General features: G+C 45.1%; 19 protein-coding genes. 14 read left to right on the plus strand and 5 right to left on the minus strand.

All coding sequences use genetic code 11. The features are described 5' to 3' along the window. The first annotated feature begins 164 nt into the window (after positions 1 to 164). The 5 genes from ABEW32_RS20990 (at position 165) to ABEW32_RS21010 (ending at position 5,152) form a co-directional block, all read left to right on the plus strand. Positions 165 to 2,273, plus strand: a complete 2,109-nt coding sequence (locus tag ABEW32_RS20990; RefSeq protein ID WP_430191427.1) for a class I SAM-dependent methyltransferase — start codon at positions 165 to 167, stop codon at positions 2,271 to 2,273. An 87-nt stretch (positions 2,274 to 2,360) separates the two neighbouring features. After that, positions 2,361 to 2,891, plus strand: a complete 531-nt coding sequence (locus ABEW32_RS20995) for a GrpB family protein (protein ID WP_430191429.1) — start codon at positions 2,361 to 2,363, stop codon at positions 2,889 to 2,891. Positions 2,892 to 2,924: 33 nt separating this feature from the next. Beyond that, entirely contained in the window at positions 2,925 to 3,575 is a 651-nt protein-coding gene (locus ABEW32_RS21000) for a hypothetical protein (RefSeq protein ID WP_430191431.1), read from the plus strand. Positions 3,576 to 3,667: 92 nt separating this feature from the next. Beyond that, positions 3,668 to 4,087, plus strand: coding sequence for a VOC family protein (locus ABEW32_RS21005; RefSeq protein ID WP_430191433.1), 420 nt, complete (start codon positions 3,668 to 3,670; stop codon positions 4,085 to 4,087). Between the two features lie 150 nt (positions 4,088 to 4,237). Continuing rightward, a complete protein-coding gene (locus ABEW32_RS21010; protein WP_430191434.1) occupies positions 4,238 to 5,152 on the plus strand; it encodes an alpha/beta hydrolase in 915 nt (304 codons plus the stop codon). A 113-nt stretch (positions 5,153 to 5,265) separates the two neighbouring features. Here ABEW32_RS21010 and nrdF read toward each other — a convergent pair whose 3' ends face one another. The 3 genes from nrdF to nrdI all read right to left on the minus strand — a co-directional run bounded on the left by nrdF (position 5,266) and on the right by nrdI (position 8,880). After that, positions 5,266 to 6,231, minus strand: a complete 966-nt coding sequence (gene nrdF, locus ABEW32_RS21015; protein WP_063209253.1) for a class 1b ribonucleoside-diphosphate reductase subunit beta — start codon at positions 6,229 to 6,231, stop codon at positions 5,266 to 5,268. 218 nt (positions 6,232 to 6,449) lie between these two features. Continuing rightward, positions 6,450 to 8,534 carry a class 1b ribonucleoside-diphosphate reductase subunit alpha gene (gene nrdE / locus ABEW32_RS21020; RefSeq protein ID WP_430191436.1) on the minus strand — a complete coding sequence of 695 codons (2,085 nt, stop codon included), beginning with the start codon at positions 8,532 to 8,534 and terminating at the stop codon, positions 6,450 to 6,452. Beyond that, positions 8,521 to 8,880 carry a class Ib ribonucleoside-diphosphate reductase assembly flavoprotein NrdI gene (gene nrdI / locus ABEW32_RS21025; protein ID WP_430191438.1) on the minus strand — a complete coding sequence of 120 codons (360 nt, stop codon included), beginning with the start codon at positions 8,878 to 8,880 and terminating at the stop codon, positions 8,521 to 8,523. The genes nrdE and nrdI overlap by 14 nt, the downstream gene beginning before the upstream one ends. Positions 8,881 to 9,287: 407 nt before the next feature. Between nrdI and ABEW32_RS21030 the strand changes: the two genes are divergently transcribed. The 3 genes from ABEW32_RS21030 (at position 9,288) to ABEW32_RS21040 (ending at position 11,499) form a co-directional block, all read left to right on the plus strand. Continuing rightward, positions 9,288 to 9,650 carry a DUF2500 domain-containing protein gene (locus ABEW32_RS21030; protein ID WP_430191440.1) on the plus strand — a complete coding sequence of 121 codons (363 nt, stop codon included), beginning with the start codon at positions 9,288 to 9,290 and terminating at the stop codon, positions 9,648 to 9,650. Between the two features lie 63 nt (positions 9,651 to 9,713). Beyond that, positions 9,714 to 10,289 (plus strand): GNAT family N-acetyltransferase, encoded by a 576-nt coding sequence (locus ABEW32_RS21035; RefSeq protein ID WP_430191442.1) that lies wholly within the window; start codon positions 9,714 to 9,716, stop codon positions 10,287 to 10,289. Then, on the plus strand, positions 10,276 to 11,499 hold the full coding sequence (locus tag ABEW32_RS21040; protein ID WP_430191444.1) for an MFS transporter: 1,224 nt from the start codon (positions 10,276 to 10,278) through the stop codon (positions 11,497 to 11,499). The genes ABEW32_RS21035 and ABEW32_RS21040 overlap by 14 nt, the downstream gene beginning before the upstream one ends. 63 nt (positions 11,500 to 11,562) lie before the next feature. Here the strand turns inward: ABEW32_RS21040 and ABEW32_RS21045 are convergent, their stop codons facing one another. Then, a complete protein-coding gene (locus ABEW32_RS21045; protein WP_430191446.1) occupies positions 11,563 to 13,254 on the minus strand; it encodes an ABC transporter substrate-binding protein in 1,692 nt (563 codons plus the stop codon). A gap of 278 nt (positions 13,255 to 13,532) precedes the next feature. Between ABEW32_RS21045 and ABEW32_RS21050 the strand changes: the two genes are divergently transcribed. From ABEW32_RS21050 to ABEW32_RS21070, 5 genes are all read left to right on the plus strand, one after another. Next, positions 13,533 to 14,594, plus strand: a complete 1,062-nt coding sequence (locus ABEW32_RS21050) for a LacI family DNA-binding transcriptional regulator (protein WP_430191448.1) — start codon at positions 13,533 to 13,535, stop codon at positions 14,592 to 14,594. A gap of 216 nt (positions 14,595 to 14,810) precedes the next feature. After that, a complete protein-coding gene (locus ABEW32_RS21055) occupies positions 14,811 to 17,363 on the plus strand; it encodes a beta-mannosidase (protein WP_430191450.1) in 2,553 nt (850 codons plus the stop codon). A 439-nt stretch (positions 17,364 to 17,802) separates the two neighbouring features. After that, a complete protein-coding gene (locus ABEW32_RS21060) occupies positions 17,803 to 18,543 on the plus strand; it encodes a DUF1361 domain-containing protein (RefSeq protein ID WP_430191452.1) in 741 nt (246 codons plus the stop codon). 68 nt (positions 18,544 to 18,611) lie between these two features. Continuing rightward, positions 18,612 to 18,815: a YwbE family protein gene (locus tag ABEW32_RS21065; RefSeq protein WP_430191454.1), complete on the plus strand. Its 204-nt coding sequence runs from the start codon at positions 18,612 to 18,614 to the stop codon at positions 18,813 to 18,815. Positions 18,816 to 18,841: 26 nt separating this feature from the next. Beyond that, positions 18,842 to 19,474 (plus strand): DUF2238 domain-containing protein, encoded by a 633-nt coding sequence (locus ABEW32_RS21070; protein ID WP_430191456.1) that lies wholly within the window; start codon positions 18,842 to 18,844, stop codon positions 19,472 to 19,474. 59 nt (positions 19,475 to 19,533) lie between these two features. On the opposite strand, the gene ABEW32_RS21075 is transcribed toward ABEW32_RS21070, so the two are convergent. Continuing rightward, positions 19,534 to 20,703, minus strand: coding sequence for a glycosyltransferase family 4 protein (locus tag ABEW32_RS21075; RefSeq protein ID WP_430191458.1), 1,170 nt, complete (start codon positions 20,701 to 20,703; stop codon positions 19,534 to 19,536). A 355-nt stretch (positions 20,704 to 21,058) separates the two neighbouring features. On the opposite strand from ABEW32_RS21075, the gene ABEW32_RS21080 reads away from it, so the two are divergent. After that, positions 21,059 to 22,090, plus strand: coding sequence for an FUSC family protein (locus tag ABEW32_RS21080; RefSeq protein WP_430191460.1), 1,032 nt, complete (start codon positions 21,059 to 21,061; stop codon positions 22,088 to 22,090). The last annotated feature ends 209 nt before the right edge of the window (positions 22,091 to 22,299 follow it).

Below are 22,299 nucleotides of genomic sequence, written 5' to 3' on the forward strand. Positions count from 1 at the left end.
CATTGGGATGCATAACACAAAACATGTCAAACGAATAATGGATACAAATGTTTAATATTTTCCACGGGATGGAAGCTACAAATGTATGGTAAAGTGTAGGGTATACAAGATATTTTCTAAAGTCTCCTGTGCATACCGAATCCGAATCACACGAGGTGAGAAAAATGTTACAATCGTTAAAAGCCATTGCTAATTACAGGAAAGAAAGTGATCTGGCCTGGGATACACCGACTTGGCTAAAGCTGCTTGTTTCGGCTGAGGAGCGTATTGTAAATTTGGAGCGCATTCGATCCATAGGTGAGCTAAAGGATGCTAATCCTGTGCTGGACTACGTGGAGCGCACGTTGCTAATTTTGGACGGACTTCCATTGTCATTCTGGGTTAAAGAGCTACTGGAGGATGTATTGGTATGGTCTGAGACCGCCAAAGGAGGCACGGTCCGCGAACGGTTACGCTGGCAGCATGAGGGCATTAATTTGTTTGTACATAATATTGGCTCCTCCCAGCTGTATGTCAGACAGGCTCAAGCCGAGTCCCCTGTGTACCCACGTAACAGCATGACCCGGATTCTGATTGAGACGCATGGATTGATCGGACAGTATATACGGGGAGAAATACCTTTTGCGGAAAATCGACTGTTGCTCGAAATCACTCGTAAGGGCTGGATGACCCCAGAGGAATTGGAGCTTGTGTTACGAGCACTGAACGAATGTATTATCGCCGGTGTAGACCCTGCATTATGGGAGCAAGTACGTGGTGAAGTGGAGCAGCTGATCGGCTGGATAGCCTGGGATAACGCACCTGTAGTCTGGAGTGTAAAGGAGCGACTGGAGAGATTGCGGTCGGTTTCGATTCATGAAGGGGAGCCGTTTGAGCAGGCTTACGCCGAGCTGGAGCAAGAGCTGAATGTAGAAAAGGCACTGGCTCCGCTGGAGAATCGGACACTTTGGTATGTAGAATCAGCTTTGCAGGATTTTTCACTTCAAGAATTGGTCAAGGTATTTTTACTCACCTTGAGGGATGGCACAGGGCAGGAACAGCCTGCAACGGTACGGCATATTAGTTTTGAATCGCTTATGAATACGATGTATTATGACTATCGTGGTGTTAAGAAAATTAACGTATACAAAAAGAGAATGATAGAAAAATATTTAAGCTCACTATCCTGGCAGGACATTTCAAAAGGAAAACGGAAGCATAATCCTCATTTGAATGTAATTGTAGAGCATAAAGACGAGCTGCCAAGTACTGTATTTTTTAATTTTGTATTTTCATCAGCTGCTGAAAAATTGATCGACTTTTGTATTGAAGCAGAAAAGACGCCTCTGTATGACAAAGCAGTCCTGCTGTTGTTTGATCTGTTCGGGCTACGGCGCGATGCTTATGATCGCTTTCACAATGAGGAAACGTACCTTACGGATATGAACCAGACCGCAGATTTCAAAAGGGTCATTCTGGACTATGTGACTGGAACTCGTATACTGGATATCGGACCTGGCGGGGGCGTACTGCTGGACCTGATCGAGCAGGAAAGACCGGACTCCAAACCGTTGGGTCTTGATATTTCTGTGAATGTGATTGAGGCTCTTAAACGTAAAAAGCAATTGGAGCACCGTCGTTGGGATGTCATCAAAGGTGATGCGCTTCAACTGGAAGAGTATGTGGAAACGGAGAGCATGGATACGGTGATTTTCTCTTCGATTCTTCACGAGCTGTATTCCTACATCGAACGAGATGGAAGAAGGTTCAATTCACAAACAGTGGAGGCTGCTTTGCAAAGTGCCTATCGTGTACTTGCACCCGGCGGGCGCATTATCATTCGTGACGGTATTATGACCGAACCCGTAGAACAGCGCAGACGCATTCGATTTTTGGAGCCGGACGGAATGGAATGGCTGCTGCGGTATGCGCAGGATTTTGCGGGTCGCCCTATTGAAATAGAGCGCCTGGGTGAGCATGAGGCTGTTCTGCCGGTAAATGATGCAATGGAATTCCTGTATACCTATACATGGGGGGCGGAAGCCTATGTGCATGAGGTACAGGAGCAGTTTGGTTATTTTACTCCGTCACAGTATGAAGAGTGTATTCGTAACACACTTGGATCACAAGCGATTATCCGGGTGAGCCGCCACTATTTGCAGGAGGGCTATGCCGAAGCGCTGTCCAGTCGTGTGGAGTTTATGGATGAGCAGGGTCAGTTGGTTCCTTTGCCAGACAGTACCTGTCTGATCGTAATTGAGAAGCCGAATAACAGGGATGAAGCAACTAAATGATTTTTAATTTAAACAAGAAAATGCCTTCTGAGTTGTGCCAAGCGCACTGGGAAGGCATTTTTTTGGTAAACGAATGGAGGTGCGTTCATGTCCGCGCAGGTAGTGATATCCGAATATAGTCCGCAGTGGGTAGCAGAGTATGCACGAGAGCGAGCAAAAATGATTGAAGCTCTTGGAGAGGTGTGTGTTGGTGTAGAGCATATCGGCAGTACATCCGTTCCTGGGCTGGGAGCCAAGGCTATTATCGATATTATGGTGGGAGTAGAAGATTTGGCAATAATTCAATCCGAGCAGCGAGAGCGCCTATTAGGGATTCAATATGAATATGTACATAAGCCTGATTTTCCAGAGCGAGCTTTCTTTCGCCGTGGAGAATGGGGAGCTGGGACCCATCATTTGCATATTTACAAATATAAAGGAGAACATTGGGAGAACCATTTACTGTTCAGAGATTACTTGAAGGCACATCCTGAAAGCCTGCGGGCGTATGAGAGCTTAAAAAAGGATTTGGCGCACCAATTCAAATATGACCGTGCAGCGTATACCGAAGCCAAAGGACCTTTCATTCAGCAGATCGTTGAGCAAGCGAAGCTTGAAAGACAAAGCAGAGATAAATGAAATTTTAGTACGCATGGACAAGGTGGAGGAATGATGAAGAATAGGATGCTTGATGCACAGGTAACGCCGAATGGTTTAAAAGACAGAATGATGCTGCTGTCAGCACTGGATATTATATTGTCTCCAGAAGATTGGTTGCGCACGTATCGTATGCAGTCTGAATGGTCTGATGATGTGTGCCTGGGTGAGGTGAACAACGGCGCTGGAGATACGATTCATATGCTATGGACGCGTGGAGGTGTGCTATTAAAAGGTTTTGATCACGAATCGCCTGTAAGTCCTCATGCAAGAGACGAATATGAGGTCTGGCCGGGCATGTACGACGGTGTACCTGATGATATGATGGAGCTTTTAGAAGATGAAGCGCTGGAGAAGGAGGACGTTACCTTTTGTATGTGGAGGGAAGCGGGAGATAAGGAGTGGCGTATGGGCAACGTGAACATTCCTGAGGAATATGACGATGGCTCATCCTTTTTGCTGGAGAAAATTATAGTTACACCGGAGGAATATCAGGATTGGGCTGAAAGTTACTATGAGTTGCCGATTTCTCAAGGGGTGGTAGGCCAGATTTTCAACGGCATTCCGATCACTGCACAGATGATCTCTGCGCTTCATCCACAGCGTAACGTTAGGGAAGCGATAAAGGAGCTAAAACAGCTTGGCATTCAGGTGCATGAAAGCTAAGAATACAGATTTGTTTTTCATGACAAGTTTTGTATATAATACAGGAGAAATGGCTGGGCTAATTACCTCGAATTAAAGGAGCTGTGTGGAAGATGTCCAAACGTTTGATTCCTTACATCACAATGGATGGTAATGCCAAAGAAGCCATCGAATTTTATGAAAAGGCATTAGATGCCCAGCTGCTTTTTGTTCAGACCTTCGGAGAAATGCCGGAAAATCCCGATTTTCCTATTCCTGCTGAGGTCAAGGAACGTGTTGGACATGCTACCCTTAAGGTTGGTGAGACAGAGCTTATGTTTTCGGACACCTTTCCAGGATCGCCGTTTGGCAGCGGAAACCAGGTGAGCATCTGTATTACAACCGACAGTGTGGAGCAATCCCAAAAAATGTTTGATGCTCTACAGCAAGGAGGACAGGTGGGAATGCCTTTGCAAGAAACCCACTTTAGTCCAGCTTATGGGAATGTAACAGACAAGTTTGGTGTCACCTTTCAAATTTTCACAGAGGCTTGATCTTAGCAAATGGAAAACGGCCTGATTTCGCTACTTTGGCGATCTGGCCGTTTTTTTGCGTGCAAGCCTACGTTTGAAAAATACGTATACATACGATTGTGAACATATCATGTTTGTTAAAAGAATGATTATGAAAGAGCGGGTGCAACTATGAGCAAGCTGATTACAGAACAGGAAGTATTGTCATTATCCGAAATTCAAAATGCTCCTCCAATTGATGTTCCGCAAGTGCAATTTTTTACATCTCATGATCTAACTCCATTAGCCTACTATCACTTTGCAACTAGACAGAAACCCGTAGCTAATGTCTTATTAATTCATGGCGGAGGTGCGCATAGCAAGGCTGGATATCAGCATGTTGCTCATGCTTTACGAGAAAAATTTAACATTAGTGTATATCTACTTGATTTACGAGGACATGGACAATCGGGAGGAAATAAAGGTGATACTCCTTCGGTAGAGCATGTTTGGCAGGATGTACAGTGTTTTGTAAATAGGATGAAGCAGAGAGAGGATACACCGATGTATCTATGTGGTCATTCTTCTGGAGCGGGGCTGATTTTGAATTATTTGAGCTGGGCTGAGTGTGAGTTGGATGGCTATTTTTTTATCGCTCCTGAATTTGGATATAAGTCTAACACAGCGAAAAATGATATCCCACGCCGGTTCGCCACAATCAAACTATGGAAGTTTATTGTATCTTCAATGACAGGAGGGAGATGGTTTGGCAATTCACCTGCCGTATTTTTCAATTATCCGCAAGCAGCGCTAAAAGAAGATCCATTAATCATTACCTCTATTAGTGTACAAATGTCCTTGTCGATGACTCCCTATGCTCCACAAAAGCAATTTCAGTCCATCCGCAAGAAATACGGTTTATTTGTTGGTGAGCAGGATGAGCTATATAACGTAGAACAAGTTGCAGGATATCATAATTTATCACAAACGGGGATTAGATTGCAATCTGTTTGTAAGGTAATTGAAGACAAGAATCACCTTTCGATTTTGCTAACAGTAGGAACCGATATAGGGGAAATCATTTATCGTTGGCAAGGTTTAAAATAAGGTGTGATCGCTGCCTTTTGGAGTAATCTTGCTTCCAGCATCATTAAAAGAGCCATCCGCATGGGGATGGCTCTTTATCATATCGCCTTGCTAAATGAATTTCCGTATTTGTACTATACGCCAAAGTTAAAATCATCATCTGTCAGCGGCTCTACATTCATCGCCCGCACATAGCCGTTTCCTTTTTTGGAAAAGAAATCGTGCTGCTTGGTGTGGGTGCTGATGCCGTTGAATACAATGGGATTGACTTCTTCTTCTTCAAAAAGTGGGTCAAAGCCCAGGTTCATCATGGCCTTGTTGGCGTTGTAGCGCAAGAACACTTTAACATCGTCCACAAGTCCAATAGGGGCATAAATTTGCTCGGTATACTGTTCCTCGTTATTGTGCAAGTAGCGCAGCAAGCCTACCAGCGTCTGGTAGAGATCACGTTGTTCTTCCTCGTCCAATTCTGCATAAATCTCCTGTGCCAGTACACCTACGTAGACACCGTGAATACTTTCGTCCCGCAGGATTAGATCGATAATTTCTCCGCTGCATGTCAGCTTGCCCTGACCTGCCAGATAGAGAGGGTAGAAGAAGCCACTATAAAACAAATAGCTTTCTAACAACACTGACGCAGCCATCGCGAGATACAGGTCTTTCGGTGTATGAATGTTCATATAATACTGACGAATGGTTTCTGCTTTCGTTTGGAGATACGGATTTTCTTCCACCCAGCGGAATACACCGTCAATTTCTTCCGTAGAAGCCAGGGTTGTAAAGATGCTACTGTACGATTTGGCATGAATTTGCTCCATCATCGCCATAAAGCTTAATACGGCTTTGCGTTGCAGTCCGTCCACGTGCTCCATAATTTGCGGCATTCCCACGCCGCCTTGAATGGTGTCCAGCAGTGTCAGGCCGCCCAGCACCTTCATGTAGGCTTCTTTTTCGATATCACTGAGGGTTACCCAGGACATTTTATCGTCAGACAGCGGAATTTCATCATCCGTCCAAAATTGCATAATATTCTGATTCCAGAACATCAGTGTGAAATCATCGTCCGAGCGGTTCCAGTTTACGGCTTGTATACCTGTCATTGTTAGCATTCTCCCTTCAGCTTGCGAGATTCCCTGGAAACACACGTGAGATGTTACCGGAGAGTCATCGTATGCTTGACATACGGAAGCTGTATCCGTGAGAGCTTTGTCCAATCCTGTAAAGGTCTGAACCACGCGCTGGATACAGCTTCTAATGCCAAGCATTCATATCTATTTAAAATCTAATTTTTTTGTTATAGCTTGTTACCATATATGCATTAGATGGAGCAAGTGAGGCACTCTTCCACAGACAGTTTTTTAGTACGTGTGTAGTATAACGATTTAAGTCCTTTATGTGCAGCATACAGATAGCAACGGGCTAGCTGACGCGTAGTCACGTCACTGTTCACATGAAGTACAGTCGAAATTCCTTGGTCCACGTGAGGCTGGATTTCAGCAATCAGATCAAGCACTTTGAATTGGTCCATTTGATAAGCGGATTTGTAAAAGAATACATTATCCTTTTGCAAATATGGCATTGGGTAGTAAGTCGTCGAATTCGCATAGGTACGAGTTTCGATTTGCTCAACAATTGGCATAACGCTGGATGTTGCATTTTGAATGTACGAAATGCTGGCAGTAGGAGCAATCGCCATACGATAGGCATGGTACAGACCGTTCTTCTTAACGTCTGCTTTTAGTTTGTCCCAATCCGCTTGAGTCGGAATATAAATATCCTTGAACAGCTCTTGCACACGTGCCGTAGTTGGACGATAATCTGTGTTCAGATATCGGTCAAAATATACACCTGTTGCATAATCTGATTCCTCAAATCCATAAAAGCTTTGTCCAGCTGCTTTTGCGATCTCCATACTCTTTTCGATGGAATGATAGTTCATCGTCATGAAGAAGGTACGGACAAAGTCCTTCGCTTCATTGCTTTCATATGCAATTTTGTTTTTGGCAAGGTAGCCGTGTAGATTCATGACACCGAGACCGACGGAGTGCATTTCACGGTTTGCTTTCGCAACACCTGGTGCATTAGCTACTTGGGTCATATCACTGACCGAGGTGAGAGCAATCATACCTTCATGAACGGACTCGCGGATTTTACCATGTTCCATCACATTTACAATGTTCAGGGAAGCCAGATTACAGCTTACATCCCGGCGGATGATATCCTGTTGTCCGTAATCGGCAATCTCAGAAGTTTCCTGCAGCTGGAAGATTTCCGTGCACAGATTCGACATTTTGATTTGGCCCACGTTTTTGAGGGCATGCGCCTGATTTGCGTTACTTTTATTCATAATATATGGATAACCAGACTCCAACTGAATCATGGCAATTTTCGTCAGCATATCACGTGCGCTCATCGCTACTTTTTTCTTCACTCGATCGTCGGCGAGCAGCGTGTCGTACATTTCATCCAGGTCCATGTCGTCCAAATGCGTTCCATAAGCCTTAAATACACTATAAGGAGCAAATACATGCAGTGGTTCATTATCTTGTGCCAGCTTGTAAAAGCGGTTCGGAACCAGTAATCCGATCGAAAGTGTCTTGAGACGTACTCTTTCATCGGCATTGATTTTTTTACTATCCAGGAATTCCAGCACGTCCCATCCGAAAATGTTGTAATAGGCAGCGCCAGAGCCTTTACGTTGACCCATTTGATCCGCGTAGGAGAAACCGTCTTCCATCAGTTTTAGCACAGGCATAATGCCTTTTGCAGCACCTTCTACACCTTTAATCGCTTCGCCGCGCGACCGCAGCTTCGACAGGTTAACCGCAACACCACCGCCAATTTTGGACAATTGCATGCAAGTGTTCAGTACATAGTTGATTGAGTTCAGGGAATCGTCCATTTCAAGCAGGAAGCAGGACACCAATTCTCCCCGGCGGCTTTTGCCAGCGTTCAGGAAGGTTGGTGTTGCTGGCTGGAGACGTTGCTCCATCATCGAACGGGATAATAAGCGTGCCGTATCAGCGTTACCGCGTCCCAAATGCAGGGCAACAGCAGCCACCCGGTCAGGGTAGTGTTCCAGATAGACTTTACGGTCATTGCTCTTCATTGCATAATCGGTATAGAACTTGGATGCTGCCATATAAGAAGGAAATTTAAAATTATAGCTATGAGTAATATGGAAAATATCATTAACCTCATCAGCCGAATAGCTGTTATAGAAATTTTCGTAATAATCATTCTCAATCATATACAGCACTTGAGCAGCTGTGTCAGCAAACTTCAAACTCCGTTCCTGAACTTCCTTCATAAATTCTGCTACAGCCTCTTGGTCCTTTTCCAATTGGAAAAAGCCGTCTGTATCGCGTTTCATCAACATGTTGTTCAATTCAATATGCCGCAACTCGGCTCACCTCCTGTTTAAAACGCTCTACATCTCCGAACGTTCCAGATAATTCAAATTTGCTAATCACGGGGACATTATAATAGTCGGCAATCAAATCCGCACTTTTGGCAAATTTCTCTCCCCAGTTACGGTTGCCGCTTGCAGCTACACCAACAAGGTTCTGTGCATTTTTTTTCAAAAAGGAAGATACCCTCTCAGGTATCTGGCCAAACCCAGTTGTATATGTAATGAGTACGTAAGGTTCTTCTATAGTCATTTGCTCCTCAATCTGAACTGCTGGAAGCTTGAGCTTGTTTATAAATCTTTTTACATTTCCAGTCTTGGAATCATAAGCAATCAGCATGGTATGCAACCTCCTTAACAATTAACGAAAAAAAGAAAACGGCATTGCCTGATACCCATCATAGCTGGCATCCCTTGCTGGCTGCGCCATTTAATATTTTTGACTCTATATTTACATGTATTTTCATACCTGTATCTTCAAGATATCGGTCATTAATACGTTTTTTACACTATATTTAGAGTACATTCTCTATTTTATATCTATATATAGTTTTGTCAATCGGTCTAGAGAGGCTCAGAGGACCCAGATCGGGTGTAAGTCCAAGCAGGGTGCGGAAAAGAGCGAAAGAACTTTTTTTTTGTAAGTATGTTAAAAAAGTATTGGTGTTTTTGAGGATGAAGATGTACGATTTGTCAATGGGCAATAGAATGGAAAATTTACATTTTACTGTAGAAAGGATGTAGTCAATGGAAAGTGGTTTTATGGATTTTCAATCGTTTAATGTGATCTTTTTTATCGTGTTTGGACTCATTGCTTTTGTAATCATTACGGGGATTGTAAAAACGATCGGAGCAGGCCTTTCTAATCAAGCAGCTGAACAGATCCAGCGTTCATGCAAGGTTGTGGATAAGCGAACGAGAGTGCGTGGGGGTTCAGGCGATTTTTCAGCTTCGACCGATTACTTTATCACCTTTGAATTCGACGGAGGGGAGCGTAAGGAGCTGGAGGTAAGGGATACGGACTGCGGAATGATTGTAATCGGGGATCGCGGTGAGGTTCATTATAAAGGTACACGTTTTCTGGAGTTTGTGAGATTAATGGGAGGGTAGAGGGAGAACAGGGTGTTAGAGTATTACCAGAACCAATAAATACATATAGGGAGGAAGCTGACGATGCCACATATCATTGGAGCACGAATTGTATTAAGAGAGTACCGCCAAGAGGATATACCTGATATCCGAAGATGGGTTAATGACCCAGCAATCACACATGGTCTAAGCGACGTATTTATCTATCCGCATTCACAGGCTAATAGTGAATCTTTTGTACAGATGATGATTGACGGCAGCACTGAGATCAAGGGTTTTGTCATCGCACATAAAGATACACTGGACTATATTGGACAACTCGATTTATTCAAAATCAACTGGGTGAATCGTCACGCCACCCTTGGGATTGTGATCGGGCGTGACGATGACCTGGGCAAGGGATATGGGCGGGAAGCGCTACGATTGATACAAAAATTTGCATTTCATTCGCTGAATCTGCATCGACTGGAGCTGGAGGTATATGCGTTTAATGAACGTGCATATCGTTGCTATCTGGCATGTGGCTTTAAGGAGGAAGGCCGGCTACGAGAAAAGCTATTCAGGGAAGGACAATACTATGACATTATTCAAATGGGGATGTTGCGAAGTGAATATGAGGCTGTAGAGCAAGCGAAGGATCCTGAGAGTGCAGCCACATAAACTATTTTACTCCGTTAGCTTTCTTCAATTTTTTATGAGTGAAATTACGGGAACTACGCTCATCCTATTTCTATTAGCTAAAGGGCTTTCTCTGCAAAGCGCGAACTTTTTACTGGTTGTATTTTTTGTAAGTATTTTTCTGTTTGAAATACCTACAGGAGCTATTGCAGACAAGTATGGAAGAAAAATTTCTGTTGTTTTGGGGCTTTGTTGTTTTCTAGTCTACAGTGTAGTGTTCGTTTGGACAGATCACATATGGCTGCTTGTGTTCGCGCAAGTCTTTGGGGGGCTGGCAATATGCTTGCAATCAGGCTCCTTGGAATCCTGGGTTGTGGAAAACAGTGATAAGACGATGGAAGTTCTTTTTACAACCTCTAACAGTATACAGTACATTTCAGGATTTATTTGCGGTCTGTTGGGGGCCTTCCTCGCAACTATTAGCTATTCACTTCCCTGGGTAGCCAGCATTGTATCTATTATCCTGTGTATTTTTTTATGCTGCTTTTATATGAAAGAGAAGAATATTACCCATCGAAAAACATCTGCTACTCGCATTAAAACGATTATTGGGAAAAGTGTCCGTATCGGTTTTGAAAATAAGTCAATCTGGATTGTGTTTATCATAGGTTTATTCATCAGCTTTTCGAATTCGGCGGGGAATACCTTTCAGCAGCCACGTCTGGTCGGCCTTTCTGAACAGGGGATTTGGATTATTGGGCTGATTAAGGCAGGTTATTCACTATGTATGACTTTGGGAAGCTATCTGGTTCGAAAGCTAAGCGCACGTTATAGTGATGTGCATATACTCGTGTATGCTTGCGGAATGATTGGGATATGGCTCATTTTAGCGGGTGCTTTTAACACGTTTTATCCTGTACTACTTACTTTTCTAATCTATGAAATTGGGCGAGGAATGTACCCGGTTGCCAAACAAATTTTTCTGAACAAAAGAATCTCTAATGAGTACCGTTCAACTCTGCTATCTCTGGATTCAGCCATTTCCCAGCTAGGTATGTGCATAGGTTTAATCGTCACAGGCATCGTAAGCCGCCATTTTACCAATCTTGCTTCAGATCAAACCCCTATTCAAATCTCTTGGGTGCTGTGTGGCGGGATCGCATTGATTCCAATTTTTTTATTGCTTTATGTCCATCGGGTATCCAGGAAAAATAATAGTTGGAAAGAAAAAGCGACAAAGCAGAATGCTTAATGGAAAAAGGGCTGAACAGCTTGTGGCTATCAGCCCTTATATATTTTTAGTAGCAGTCGATTTCTACTTCTCCCCGTACCACAGCTTCAACCGATTTTGGATCAGGCCAGTGAAGATTTCTTCAGCCTTTGCAACACCCGTCTGTTCCAGCTCTTGGAGCATGCGGTCATACACGGCATCAAATTGATCAGGTTTGGCGAGTACGGACTCAGGAATCCGTTTGCGTACAATGTCCTGTGACTTCTGATAAATCACATTGTAGTTCGTAGTGGTTGGAACAGGCATGTTGTAGGCGGCTCCCCACTCTTTTACCGGAAAATCCTTTTCGTTCGGGAACAAGTCTTTCCATGTCCGGGCTTTATATGCCTGAAGGGACTCTTTTTCCGCTTGACTATAATTTTCGGTAATCATCTCTGGATAATTGGTTGTGTAATAGTTGCCAGTAGGGTCTTTCACGCTATCGCCGTAATGTGGTCCCCATATCCAATACAAACCGATACCTGACTCTCTGCTAAAAGAAGCATTATCTTTGTTTTTACGTTCTTGCACAGCAGCAGGAATGACTCGTTTGCCGTTTTCTACATTGTAATGCTGGCCTTCAATTCCCCAATTGCGTAAAATTTGTCCTTCATCCGAGGCCAGAAAGTCCAGAAACTTGATAGCTCGCACCGGGTTTTTGCATGAAGTTGTAATGCCGATCCCTGACGCAGTATCAAAACCAATGGGCTGGAGAGAGTGATCCTCGTATTGCTCATTTAAAGTGACCGGGAAGTGAGCGTAAGTGTATTCATCCTTACCCGCTGTTTTGAGCGCATTTTCGGCATCCTGGTAGTTCCATTCCTGATCAATTAGTCCGATGACACGACCTGCGGCGATTTTGGATTTGTACTGGTCACTTTTTTGCACAAAAGTATCTTTATCCAACAGACCTTCATTGTACATATGGTTTAACCAACGGAAATACTCCCGTTCTTCCGGGCGTTTGTAATGAAGAATGGCTTTGTGTGTTTTAGGATCAATGTAATATTCGCCATCATCTGGCCCACCTGTAGCTGTAACTGCTGGGTTTGTCACAGTAATTTTCATTTTCCAATCCTCAGCGTCGAGCGATAAGGGGATAGTGGGCTGACCATTGGTAGTAGGATATTTGGCAACATAGTCTTTAAGTGCTTTTTCAAAATCTTGAACGGTGCGAATTTTGGGGTATCCGAGCTTCTTAAGGGCCTGGTGCTGGATTTCGAAGCCGGCTTGTGCATCAAACGCAATGTGGTCTACGCCCAAATTGGTCGGGATCGTGTAAATGGCAGGATCTTCCTTGCTATATTTAATACGGTTAAAATAATCACCATACACTTTCTTAATATTAGGACCGTATTTATCAATCAGGTCGGTTAAGTCAATGAGTGCCCCGGCATCGACCAGCTTTCCAATGTCTTCTTTAGGGTACACGAGATCAGGGTACTCTCCGCTAGCAGCCATTAAAGCAAACTTTTCCGCGCCTCGACCATTAACAGCATGCTCGGCATTTAGTGTAACACCCGTTTTCTTGGTAATTTCCTGCCCGACAGCGTCCTTCATGTTGTTCCAGTTAGAGCTTGAGTCACCGCCAAAGAACGTAAACGTAATGGGACTGGTGTCATTGGGGTCTTCCTTTTCTGACGTACCGCCCGTGCCATTCGCGCAGCCCGTTGTAACGAGCAGCAGCAAAGCCAGAAGCAGAATGGAGCTTTGTCGTACCGACCTGTTCGTGAACATCTGCAAATCCCCCTTAATAAGTATGATTTACACAATGTAAGTGCTTTCAATAGTAAATTGTAGGAAATAAGAAACCTTACGTCAAGTCATTTATACTTATTTGTTATGTGTTTTGTTTTTTATTAAGCAAACATATTTAAATGAAAGTGTGGATTTGTGCAAATCCATCGTTTGATGATCTAAAACAAAGTATGCTACGATGGTACCAGTTTATAGGCATACCTGTATATTTAGAAGACTAAGGTAGAAAAAGATTTCGAATAGGGTTGGGTGAGGAGATGCGTGGAAAAGTAACATTGCAGGAAATTGCGGATGCGGCGGGGGTTTCAAAGTTCGCTGTTTCGCGTGCACTGTCAGGCAAACCCGGTGTAAGTGAAGAGACGAGGGCGATGCTGGTTAAGCTTGCTGCCCAGATGGGTTATTTTCGCAGTCATCCCAAAATGACAGGGGCAGAGCCTCGGGACACAGATGCCAGAGAATGGTCGGGTACTGTGCTAGTGCTATTTCCGAATATTCGGCACCAGAACCGGGAGTCTAGATACTGGGGACCTGTATTTGAAGGGATTTCCGAGCGTCTGAACCGCAAGGGTTTGGATATGATCACGTTAACGGAGCCTTCAACTGACGATATGTTTTCTTTACTGAACCCGGAGGCCATTAAAGGGATTATCACTGTCGGAACGATTTCAACTACGTTATTGCTGAACATCTATCGAATGGGTATTCCAGTCGTCATGGTGGATCATTGGGACTCTGCATTTTTAAGTGACGCGGTGTTTACGGATAATCGCACATGCATGAATGAATTAATGAAGGATTTGCTGTGCAGGGGCTATGCCCACTTTCAGTTTGTGGGCCATATTGAAGACGCTCACAGTTTCTATGAGCGTTGGGAAGCTTTTCGATCCACATTGGAAATGAGCGGAGTAGAATTACGGCAGAACAAAGCCCTGGTTCATGGAGGAGCGCAGGCGCTTGCTGAGGAATTGGACAAGTTGTCCGAGGATGAGTTGCCGGAGGTTTTTGTTTGCGCTAATGATGTGACTGCTTCTCAAGTCGTGGAAGTACTAAAAGAGAAGGGAATTGACGTTCCGAGACGGTGCGGGGTGACCGGGTTTGACGATACGAATGATCAAATGCCGATTTATGCTACGGTGAGAGTGGATAAGGAATTGTTGGGGATGCGAGCGGTAGATCAGTTATTATGGCGCATCATGAACCCAAACTCGCCTGTGGAAAAAAAGTTGCTGCACGCTGATCTACTCATACGGGAAGTTCACGCGCCACGGATCAGCCAAGAAAATGATGACCGTGATCGTCACTTTAGCACAATTAAATAAGGTGGAATGTCCAGACATGTAGGATGAATGCCATACACCATGAGGACGAGGAAAGTCGCTTTTAGCCTGTTTAAGGGTAGAGGGCGACTTTTAATTTGTGTTTTAGCGATTGTTCCAAAAAAACAATTGACTAACTTGTTAGCTTAATGTTATTTTTGTTATGTTGATGAGTGATCCAGATGTTCCCAATCATCCTTATAAGGGAGGCTTGCGACGATGATGAATGTGATAAAGTTGGATGGCTGGAGGTTTAGGGAAGCACAAAGTGATGAATGGCTCAGTGCAAAAGTGCCGGGGTGTGTGCATACTGATCTTTTGCGACATGGCAAAATTCCTGATCCTTTTATCGGTATGAACGAGATGGAGGTACAGTGGATTGATAAGCAGGATTGGATATACGAAGCCTATTTTGAGATAGATGCAAATCAGCTTCAATGTCAATGTGTAGAGCTGGTGCTGGAAGGCCTGGACACATACGCAGATGTAAGCGTGAATGGCCAAGCTGTCTTGTCGGCCGATAATATGTTTCGGGTATGGAGACAGGATGTGAAGGCATTTGTTCAGCGAGGGGAAAATCGGCTTGAAATCCGTTTTCGTTCTCCGATTGCTGAAGATGTGCCCAAGCTGGAAAGGTTGGGTTATGGATTCCCCGCACCGAATGATCAGTCCGAAATAGGTGGCTTGTCTGATAAAAAAGTAAGCGTTTTCGCTCGTAAAGCTCCCTATCACTATGGCTGGGATTGGGGACCAAGGCTGGTGACGAGCGGGATCTGGAGAGAGGTCCGGCTTGAAGCTTGGTCTGGTCTGACTGTGAGAGACCTGTTTATTCGACAGGACGAAGTGAGTACCGAGAGGGCTGAACTCACGGCAGTGGTAGAGATTGAAAATACAGATGAGATTAAAGATGTCGAGTTGTGTATTTCTGTTGCCGGCAAGGTATGGTCCAAACCGGTTCGCCTGCGGAACGGAAAGCAAACAGTGGAGCTGGGGCTGGTGATTAAGGAGCCGAAGCTGTGGTGGTGTCGTGGACTGGGAGAGCCGCATCAGTATACATTTGTAGCCGAATTGAAGGAGCAAACACAGGAAGCTATAATTGCGGAAAAATCAGTGAAAACGGGCCTGCGATCGATTCGTCTTGTACGTGAGCGGGATACGACAGGCGAAAGCTTCTATTTTGAGCTGAATGGAATCCCCGTGTTTGCTAAAGGAGCCAACCATATTCCGAATGACAGCTTTGCTGCCGAAGTTACGTTGGAACGATATCGGCATGAAATTGCCAGTGCAGCCGCCTCCAATATGAATATGTTGCGGGTGTGGGGTGGCGGTATTTATGAACAAGACGTATTTTATGACCTGTGTGATGAATATGGCTTGCTCGTGTGGCAAGATTTTATGTTCGCATGCAGCATGTATCCGGGGGATCAGGCTTTTTTGGACAATGTAGCCCAGGAGGCCGAAGATAACATCAAACGCTTGCGCCGTCATCCTTGCATTGCGTTATGGTGCGGCAATAATGAGATTGATTCCGCATGGGCCCATTATGAAGAGAATGGGGGCTGGGGCTGGAAAAAGGCCTATACGCCTGAGCAACGAGAACGCCTATGGAATGATTATGAAACGCTATTTCACCGGATTTTACCAGAGGCCGTAAATACATGGGCCCCGCAGACAGCATATTGGCCTTCCTCACCGCTAATTGACCTGACCGGAGATCGAAACCAGCATGCTCATCCGTCCTCAACAGCAGGAGACATCCATTATTGGGGAGTATGGCATGCGTCTGAGCCGTTTGAGAATTATCACGTACACGTGGGTCGTTTTATGAGTGAGTATGGTTTCCAGTCCTTTCCTGAATATAAGTCTGTTCGCACGTATGCGGAAGAGAAGGATTTGGAACTGGAATCTGCGGTGATGCTGGCACATCAAAAGAACGGTTCAGGCAATCGGCTGATTCAAGAATACATGGGACGGTACATGCGGCAGCCCAAGGATTTTACATGTTTTCTGCTCATGAGCCAAGTTTTACAGGCAGAGGCAATGAAAATGGCTATAGAGGCCCATCGGCGTCACAAGCCCTATTGCATGGGGACATTATACTGGCAGATGAATGACTGCTGGCCTGTTGCCTCCTGGTCGAGTATGGATTATTTTGGTCGTTGGAAGGCGCTTCAATATACGGCTAAACGCAGCTTTGCTGATGTGCTGTTGAGTGCGGTAGATACAGAACAGGGGAGTAAGGCGCTGCATCTGGTTAACGATACGCTAGAGCCTATAGCAGGTACGCTGCAACTGACACTTTCGCATATACGTAGCAGCAAGGCTATTCGTGAAGAGAATATTAGGGTCGAGCAACAAGCCGGTGGCGCAGGCATCGTACATATACTGCCTACCGACCAATGGCTGAATGGTCTGGATCGCACAGAGCATATGCTGGTCGCACGACTGATACAGAACGGTGAACAGGTGGCCGGCAGCGAAATTTATTTTGCAGGCACGAAAGAGATGGATTTACCGCAAGCTAAAATTGAAGTGACAAAGATACAGGGAAGTGGGGGCAGTAGGTTTATGCTTCGTTCGGATGTACTTGCCAGACATGTATGGCTGACCGCAGAGCAGGAAGGGATTTTCAGTGACAACCATCTGGATCTGGCTCCCGGCGTTCCCAAAACAGTGGAGTTTCTGGCCTTGCGTGACGGCGCCTCTGCATTTGAGCCAGCTTCGCCAGGGGCATTGACGGTACAATCATTGATCAATTGGATACAAGGGTAGAAGACAGTAAGAGCTTACCTGTCTTGAAGCAGATGATGGACAATGAAAGTCCTTTTCAACTGGCTGGAAAATTAAAAAGCATACGGTTGGTCAAGAGCTTGTATAGGAAATCCGTGAGTAGCGTTTGAACAGGGGGAGCAGAATTACAGCATTACCCGGGAAATGCTGCCTACGATTGAGTCTACTGGATAGCTCCGTTGAATCAGACGATCCGCATTCGTATGTCGCTTTACCTGTGAATGAAGCCTAAAATACAGTAAGCATCTGTCTTCCGGAGATATGAAGTCGCACCGGAAGAATAGATGCTTTTTTTATTTTCAGGATACGCAGAGTGGAGCGCTTCCATTGAGCTTGAAGCCATTGTGGTGTACACTGTCCAGAACAGGTGTAAATTGGAACGTCAGGAAGGCTGAACGGTTACAAGGAGGGAAAGAAACAGATGTATGCTCGTTTAAGATCGTTGAATTATCCAGTCAAACTTTATGCTTTTTTAGCACTGGCCGTATGCTCTGTAATCAGTACATTATGGATCATTAACGTGCGACTGCCCTCAGGGGGCCGCCCTTATCTTTTTATATGGTGGAATATGATGCTGGCCTGGATTCCTATGTTGCTGACACTTCTGCTTGATGTCATGTATTGCTCGTGGAGACGGGGGGCAAGGACATTTTTGCTCTGGGTCATAGGGGCTGGATGGCTTTCCTTTTATCCCAATACCCCTTATTTGATCACAGATTTGCTGCATGTATTTGCCAGATATCCATTTTTAGGAGAGCAGCGTTTTTGGGGCAATCCGTACTTTTGGAATCATACATTAGGGATGCTGCTAGTAGCTGTCCTTGGTCTTACCATGGGGTTTGTATCGCTCGAATCCGTACGACAGTTGGTGCGGCGTGCACGGGGCGGGCTAGTCAGCTGGTTGTTTATGCTGGCGGTACTCCTGCTAAGTAGCCTGGGGATTTATATTGGTCGTTTCTTTCGGGGAAACACGTGGGATATTATTTCTGCGCCTTCCCAGTTGTACACGCAAGTATCTTCCATATGGGCGGATTCCTTGCAACGCACGCATTTTGTGGAGTTTAGCGGGATGGTATTCGTAATTTTGCTTGTTAGCTATATATCCACGATGTGCGTGGTCTGGATGGGAAACAGCCGCCAGGACGAATGGCATCGCTGGTAATACGATGGGGCTGAGTGGCTGAATATCATCATAAGATAAAATGTAAATACAAAGGAGGAATAGCTACAATGAACGGACAGAACCGATCCGATATCCGCGCTGGTCTTCAGGTGGATATTGTGCTTAAAAAGGATCAGCCTACGGGTAAGCTGACGCGAGGAACGGTGAAGGATATTTTAACCAATTCCCCGCGTCATCCGCATGGAATCAAAGTGCGTTTGGCAGACGGACAGGTGGGGCGTGTCAAACATATTGTAATAAATGAAGGATAGAGATTTGGACATAGGAGGAGTGATGTATGAATCAGGCAACGGCATGGTCTAAAAATGATCGCTATCCGCTTGTATTACTTGTACTGCTGGTGCTTGCTCTCGTTTGGTCCTTTATTCGCCCGGCTGATTATTTCACATGGATACTGGAAGTTCTTCCGGCGGTTTTGGGAGCCGTACTGTTGACGGCTATTTATCGTCGATTTCGTTTCACTAACCTGGTATACACCCTAATCTGGCTACATGCATTGATCCTCATTGTCGGCGGGCACTATACCTATGCCGAAATGCCGCTGTTCAACTGGATTCGGGATACGTTTGGACTGGAGCGCAATTATTATGATCGACTTGGGCATTTTGCGCAAGGCTTTGTGCCTGCACTCATTGTTAGGGAAGTGCTGCTGCGTAAGACAGCGTTAGGTAGCGGGAGCTGGCTCACTTTTCTAACGGTTAGTGTGTGTCTCGCGATCAGTGCTGTATACGAACTGATTGAGTTTGCCGTAGCCAAGGCGACCGGTACAGCGGCAGAAGCCTTTTTGGGGACACAGGGAGATATATGGGATACTCAATGGGATATGCTCCTTGCGTTCATCGGTGCCCTGACCGCGGTGATTTTGCTAAGCGGGGTACATAACAAGCTGCTCAAACAGCTAAAGGTGTAGCGGTGTTCCTATATAGACACTATTTATAACCACAGTTTTGGTAATCTATTGATTTGAGATTATATTCGCGTCATGGGGCGGCTGTCGAGATGCAGGGTCGCTGCATCCATATAGCTGTCCAGCAGTCGCTCAAAAATACGGTCCCACGTCTGCTCCAAGCTGTATGCTCTACCGGTTCTGGACAGAAATTCGCGAAGTGAAACATCCTCGTACAACCGTTGTACAGCTTTGGCAAAGGCAGTGGTGTCCCCAGCAGGACACAGTAGCCCCGTTTTCCCATCGATTATATTGTCTTTGACCCCGCCTTCATTCGCGCCGATCACGGGTGTGCCGCTGGCCATAGCCTCCAAAACGACGTTGCCGAAGGTTTCTGTAGTGGAGGGAAATAGAAATACATCGGCTGCAGCGTAGAGTTCAGCTAATTCCGGTCCCTTCACAAAACCAAGCCAGTGGACTGCGTGCTCCGGTACTCCAATGTCTGCAGCAGTTTGGAACTTAAACAATGGACCATCTCCTGCAATGACCAGCACGGAGGCTGCGCGGATGTCGTCGGGTAACTGGAGATAGGAATCCAGTAACGTGTCTATCCCCTTTTCCGGTGCAAGTCTGCCCACATACAAAATCACAAATGCGTCCGCACGAACGCCCCATTTTTCCCATATCGCTTCGCGATTCACTGTGGGCTGGAAGCGATCGGTATCAATGCCTCTACCCCAGATTTCGAGCTGTCCCATTCCTTTATTGCGCAACAATTCCATGGTTGACCGAGAGGGAACATATATCCTTTCGCAATGTCTGTGAAACCAAAGCATGTATTTCCATAACGCAGGTTCAAGCCAGCGAAGCTTGTAATATTCAAGGTACTTATCAAAGTGGGTGTGATAGGAGGCGACGAGTGGAATATGGTGTTTGGCAGCGTAGCTTGTTCCGTAGAGGCCTAGGTTAAACGGTGTAGCGACATGAATTAGATGGGGGGAAAAGGCTGATAGGCGCTCGTTGATTTGTTTGGCATTAGGGATTGCAAGTCTGCATTCCCGATACAATAAAAAGGGAATACTTCGAAATCGCTCCACGCCCGGTCCAGAGGACAGATGATGGTCTGCCTCCGGTGCGAAGACAAGCGTAGATACCCCGTGTGTCTCCAAATAGCCAATCCATCGTTCCAGTGTCAGAGCAGCGCCATTGACATCAGGCGTATACGTGTCTGTAAATAATGCAACTCGAAGCATGCCTTCATTCCTCCTCCGCCATTCTCATTTATCCTATGACGTTCCAGGGGAGTCCGCTTGGAGGCTCCGGCTTTTATTGTGTCATGATTTTGTTTGTGGGCTTGCTGGGTTTTGTAAAAGTTAGCCTGCGGACAGGCGTTCTTCTCACATTTTATTAATCGATGGTACGATCAGTTTCTCTTGTGACGTTGATGCATATAGGTTAATTCTGTTGATATGTATCCTAGCAGGAACTATACATTTCATAAATATTCCTGATCTCCGATAGTTTTGGGTAATAATAAAACATGGACTTTGTCTCGAAATTTCATTATAGTAATTCGGTATGAATAAATTTGAAGGGTAAGCAGGAGGGATGGCTTTGGCTTTTGGAGCACGGGTGTTAAAGACGGGAATCGCAGTGACGCTCGCCCTTTTTCTGAGCACGCTTTTGAACACCCATTCGCCTGTGGGGGCAGCGATAGCCGCTATTTTTGCCATGCAACCGTCGATATATAGGTCGTGGCGTTATTTTCTGGATCAACTCCAAACAAGCACATTAGGTGCAGTCATGGCGTTGCTGGGCGGAATGGTATTTTCGAATGAGCCGATTGCGGTCGGACTAGTATGTGTACTGGTACTTATGATATGTCTGAAAATAAACATGGCTGATACGGTTGGATTGACACTTGTGACCGTGGTTTCTGTTATGGAGGCTTCAGGAGACTGGAAATTTGCGGTAACCCGCTTTGCACTGACTTTAATCGGAATTGTGTCTGCTTTTGTCATCAATATTACTGTTTTTCCTCCCAAACCGAAAAGGCAGTTTATCAATCAGATTCAAAATGTATTTAACAGCATGTCGTTGCTGCTGCGAACGGCCATTTCCGATGAGATTAAGGAATCTGTGTTTAGAGAGGAAAAAGGAAATTTAGAGGGAGCTATTAAATCGCTATCGGACAAATATCATTTGTTTGAGGAGGAGCAAAAAAAGCTCAAGCGCACCAAGTTCAGTCAGACGAGACAAATGGTCGTATACAAGCAAATGCTTGAAAGTTTGCACAAAGGATATGAGGTATTGGATGCGGTGGAAAAGCACTACTTCCAGTCTTTACGGCCAAAGGGAACAGATGCGTTTTTTGACGACCATCTGGAGTTGCTGATTCGTTTCCACGAGCACGCTCTGCTGAAATTCGAGAATAAACTGAAACCAAATGAGGAAGAAAGTAAATTGTTCGAGCAGGCCAATGGTGAATTTATGAAGCATGCCATTACACGTTTTGACCATTGTGAGGAGGGAATGTTGCGGCTGTCCATTGTAGCTGCGACGATGTACGATTATGGTCATCAGTTGGAGCGATTGAGCAGACTGGCCGATCATATACATCCTGTAGAAGAGAGTCGATAGGCGATTTTCAAAAAAAGAAAAAGCGACCGTATTCATCAATCAGATGAACGGTCGCTTTTTTATGTAATGAATTCAAGGATGTAGAACAGGCTAATAGAAGGTTGCCAGAAAGCACAAAAAAAGCCCACTGGTTGCGAACAGGGACTGAACTTGCTACAATAGAGGATGCTATGTTTTATAGTAAAACCGTATTGCATAAGTTGTTATTT

It is taken from the genome of Paenibacillus jamilae, assembly GCF_050482105.1.
Classification (GTDB): Bacteria; Bacillota; Bacilli; order Paenibacillales; family Paenibacillaceae; genus Paenibacillus; species Paenibacillus jamilae_B.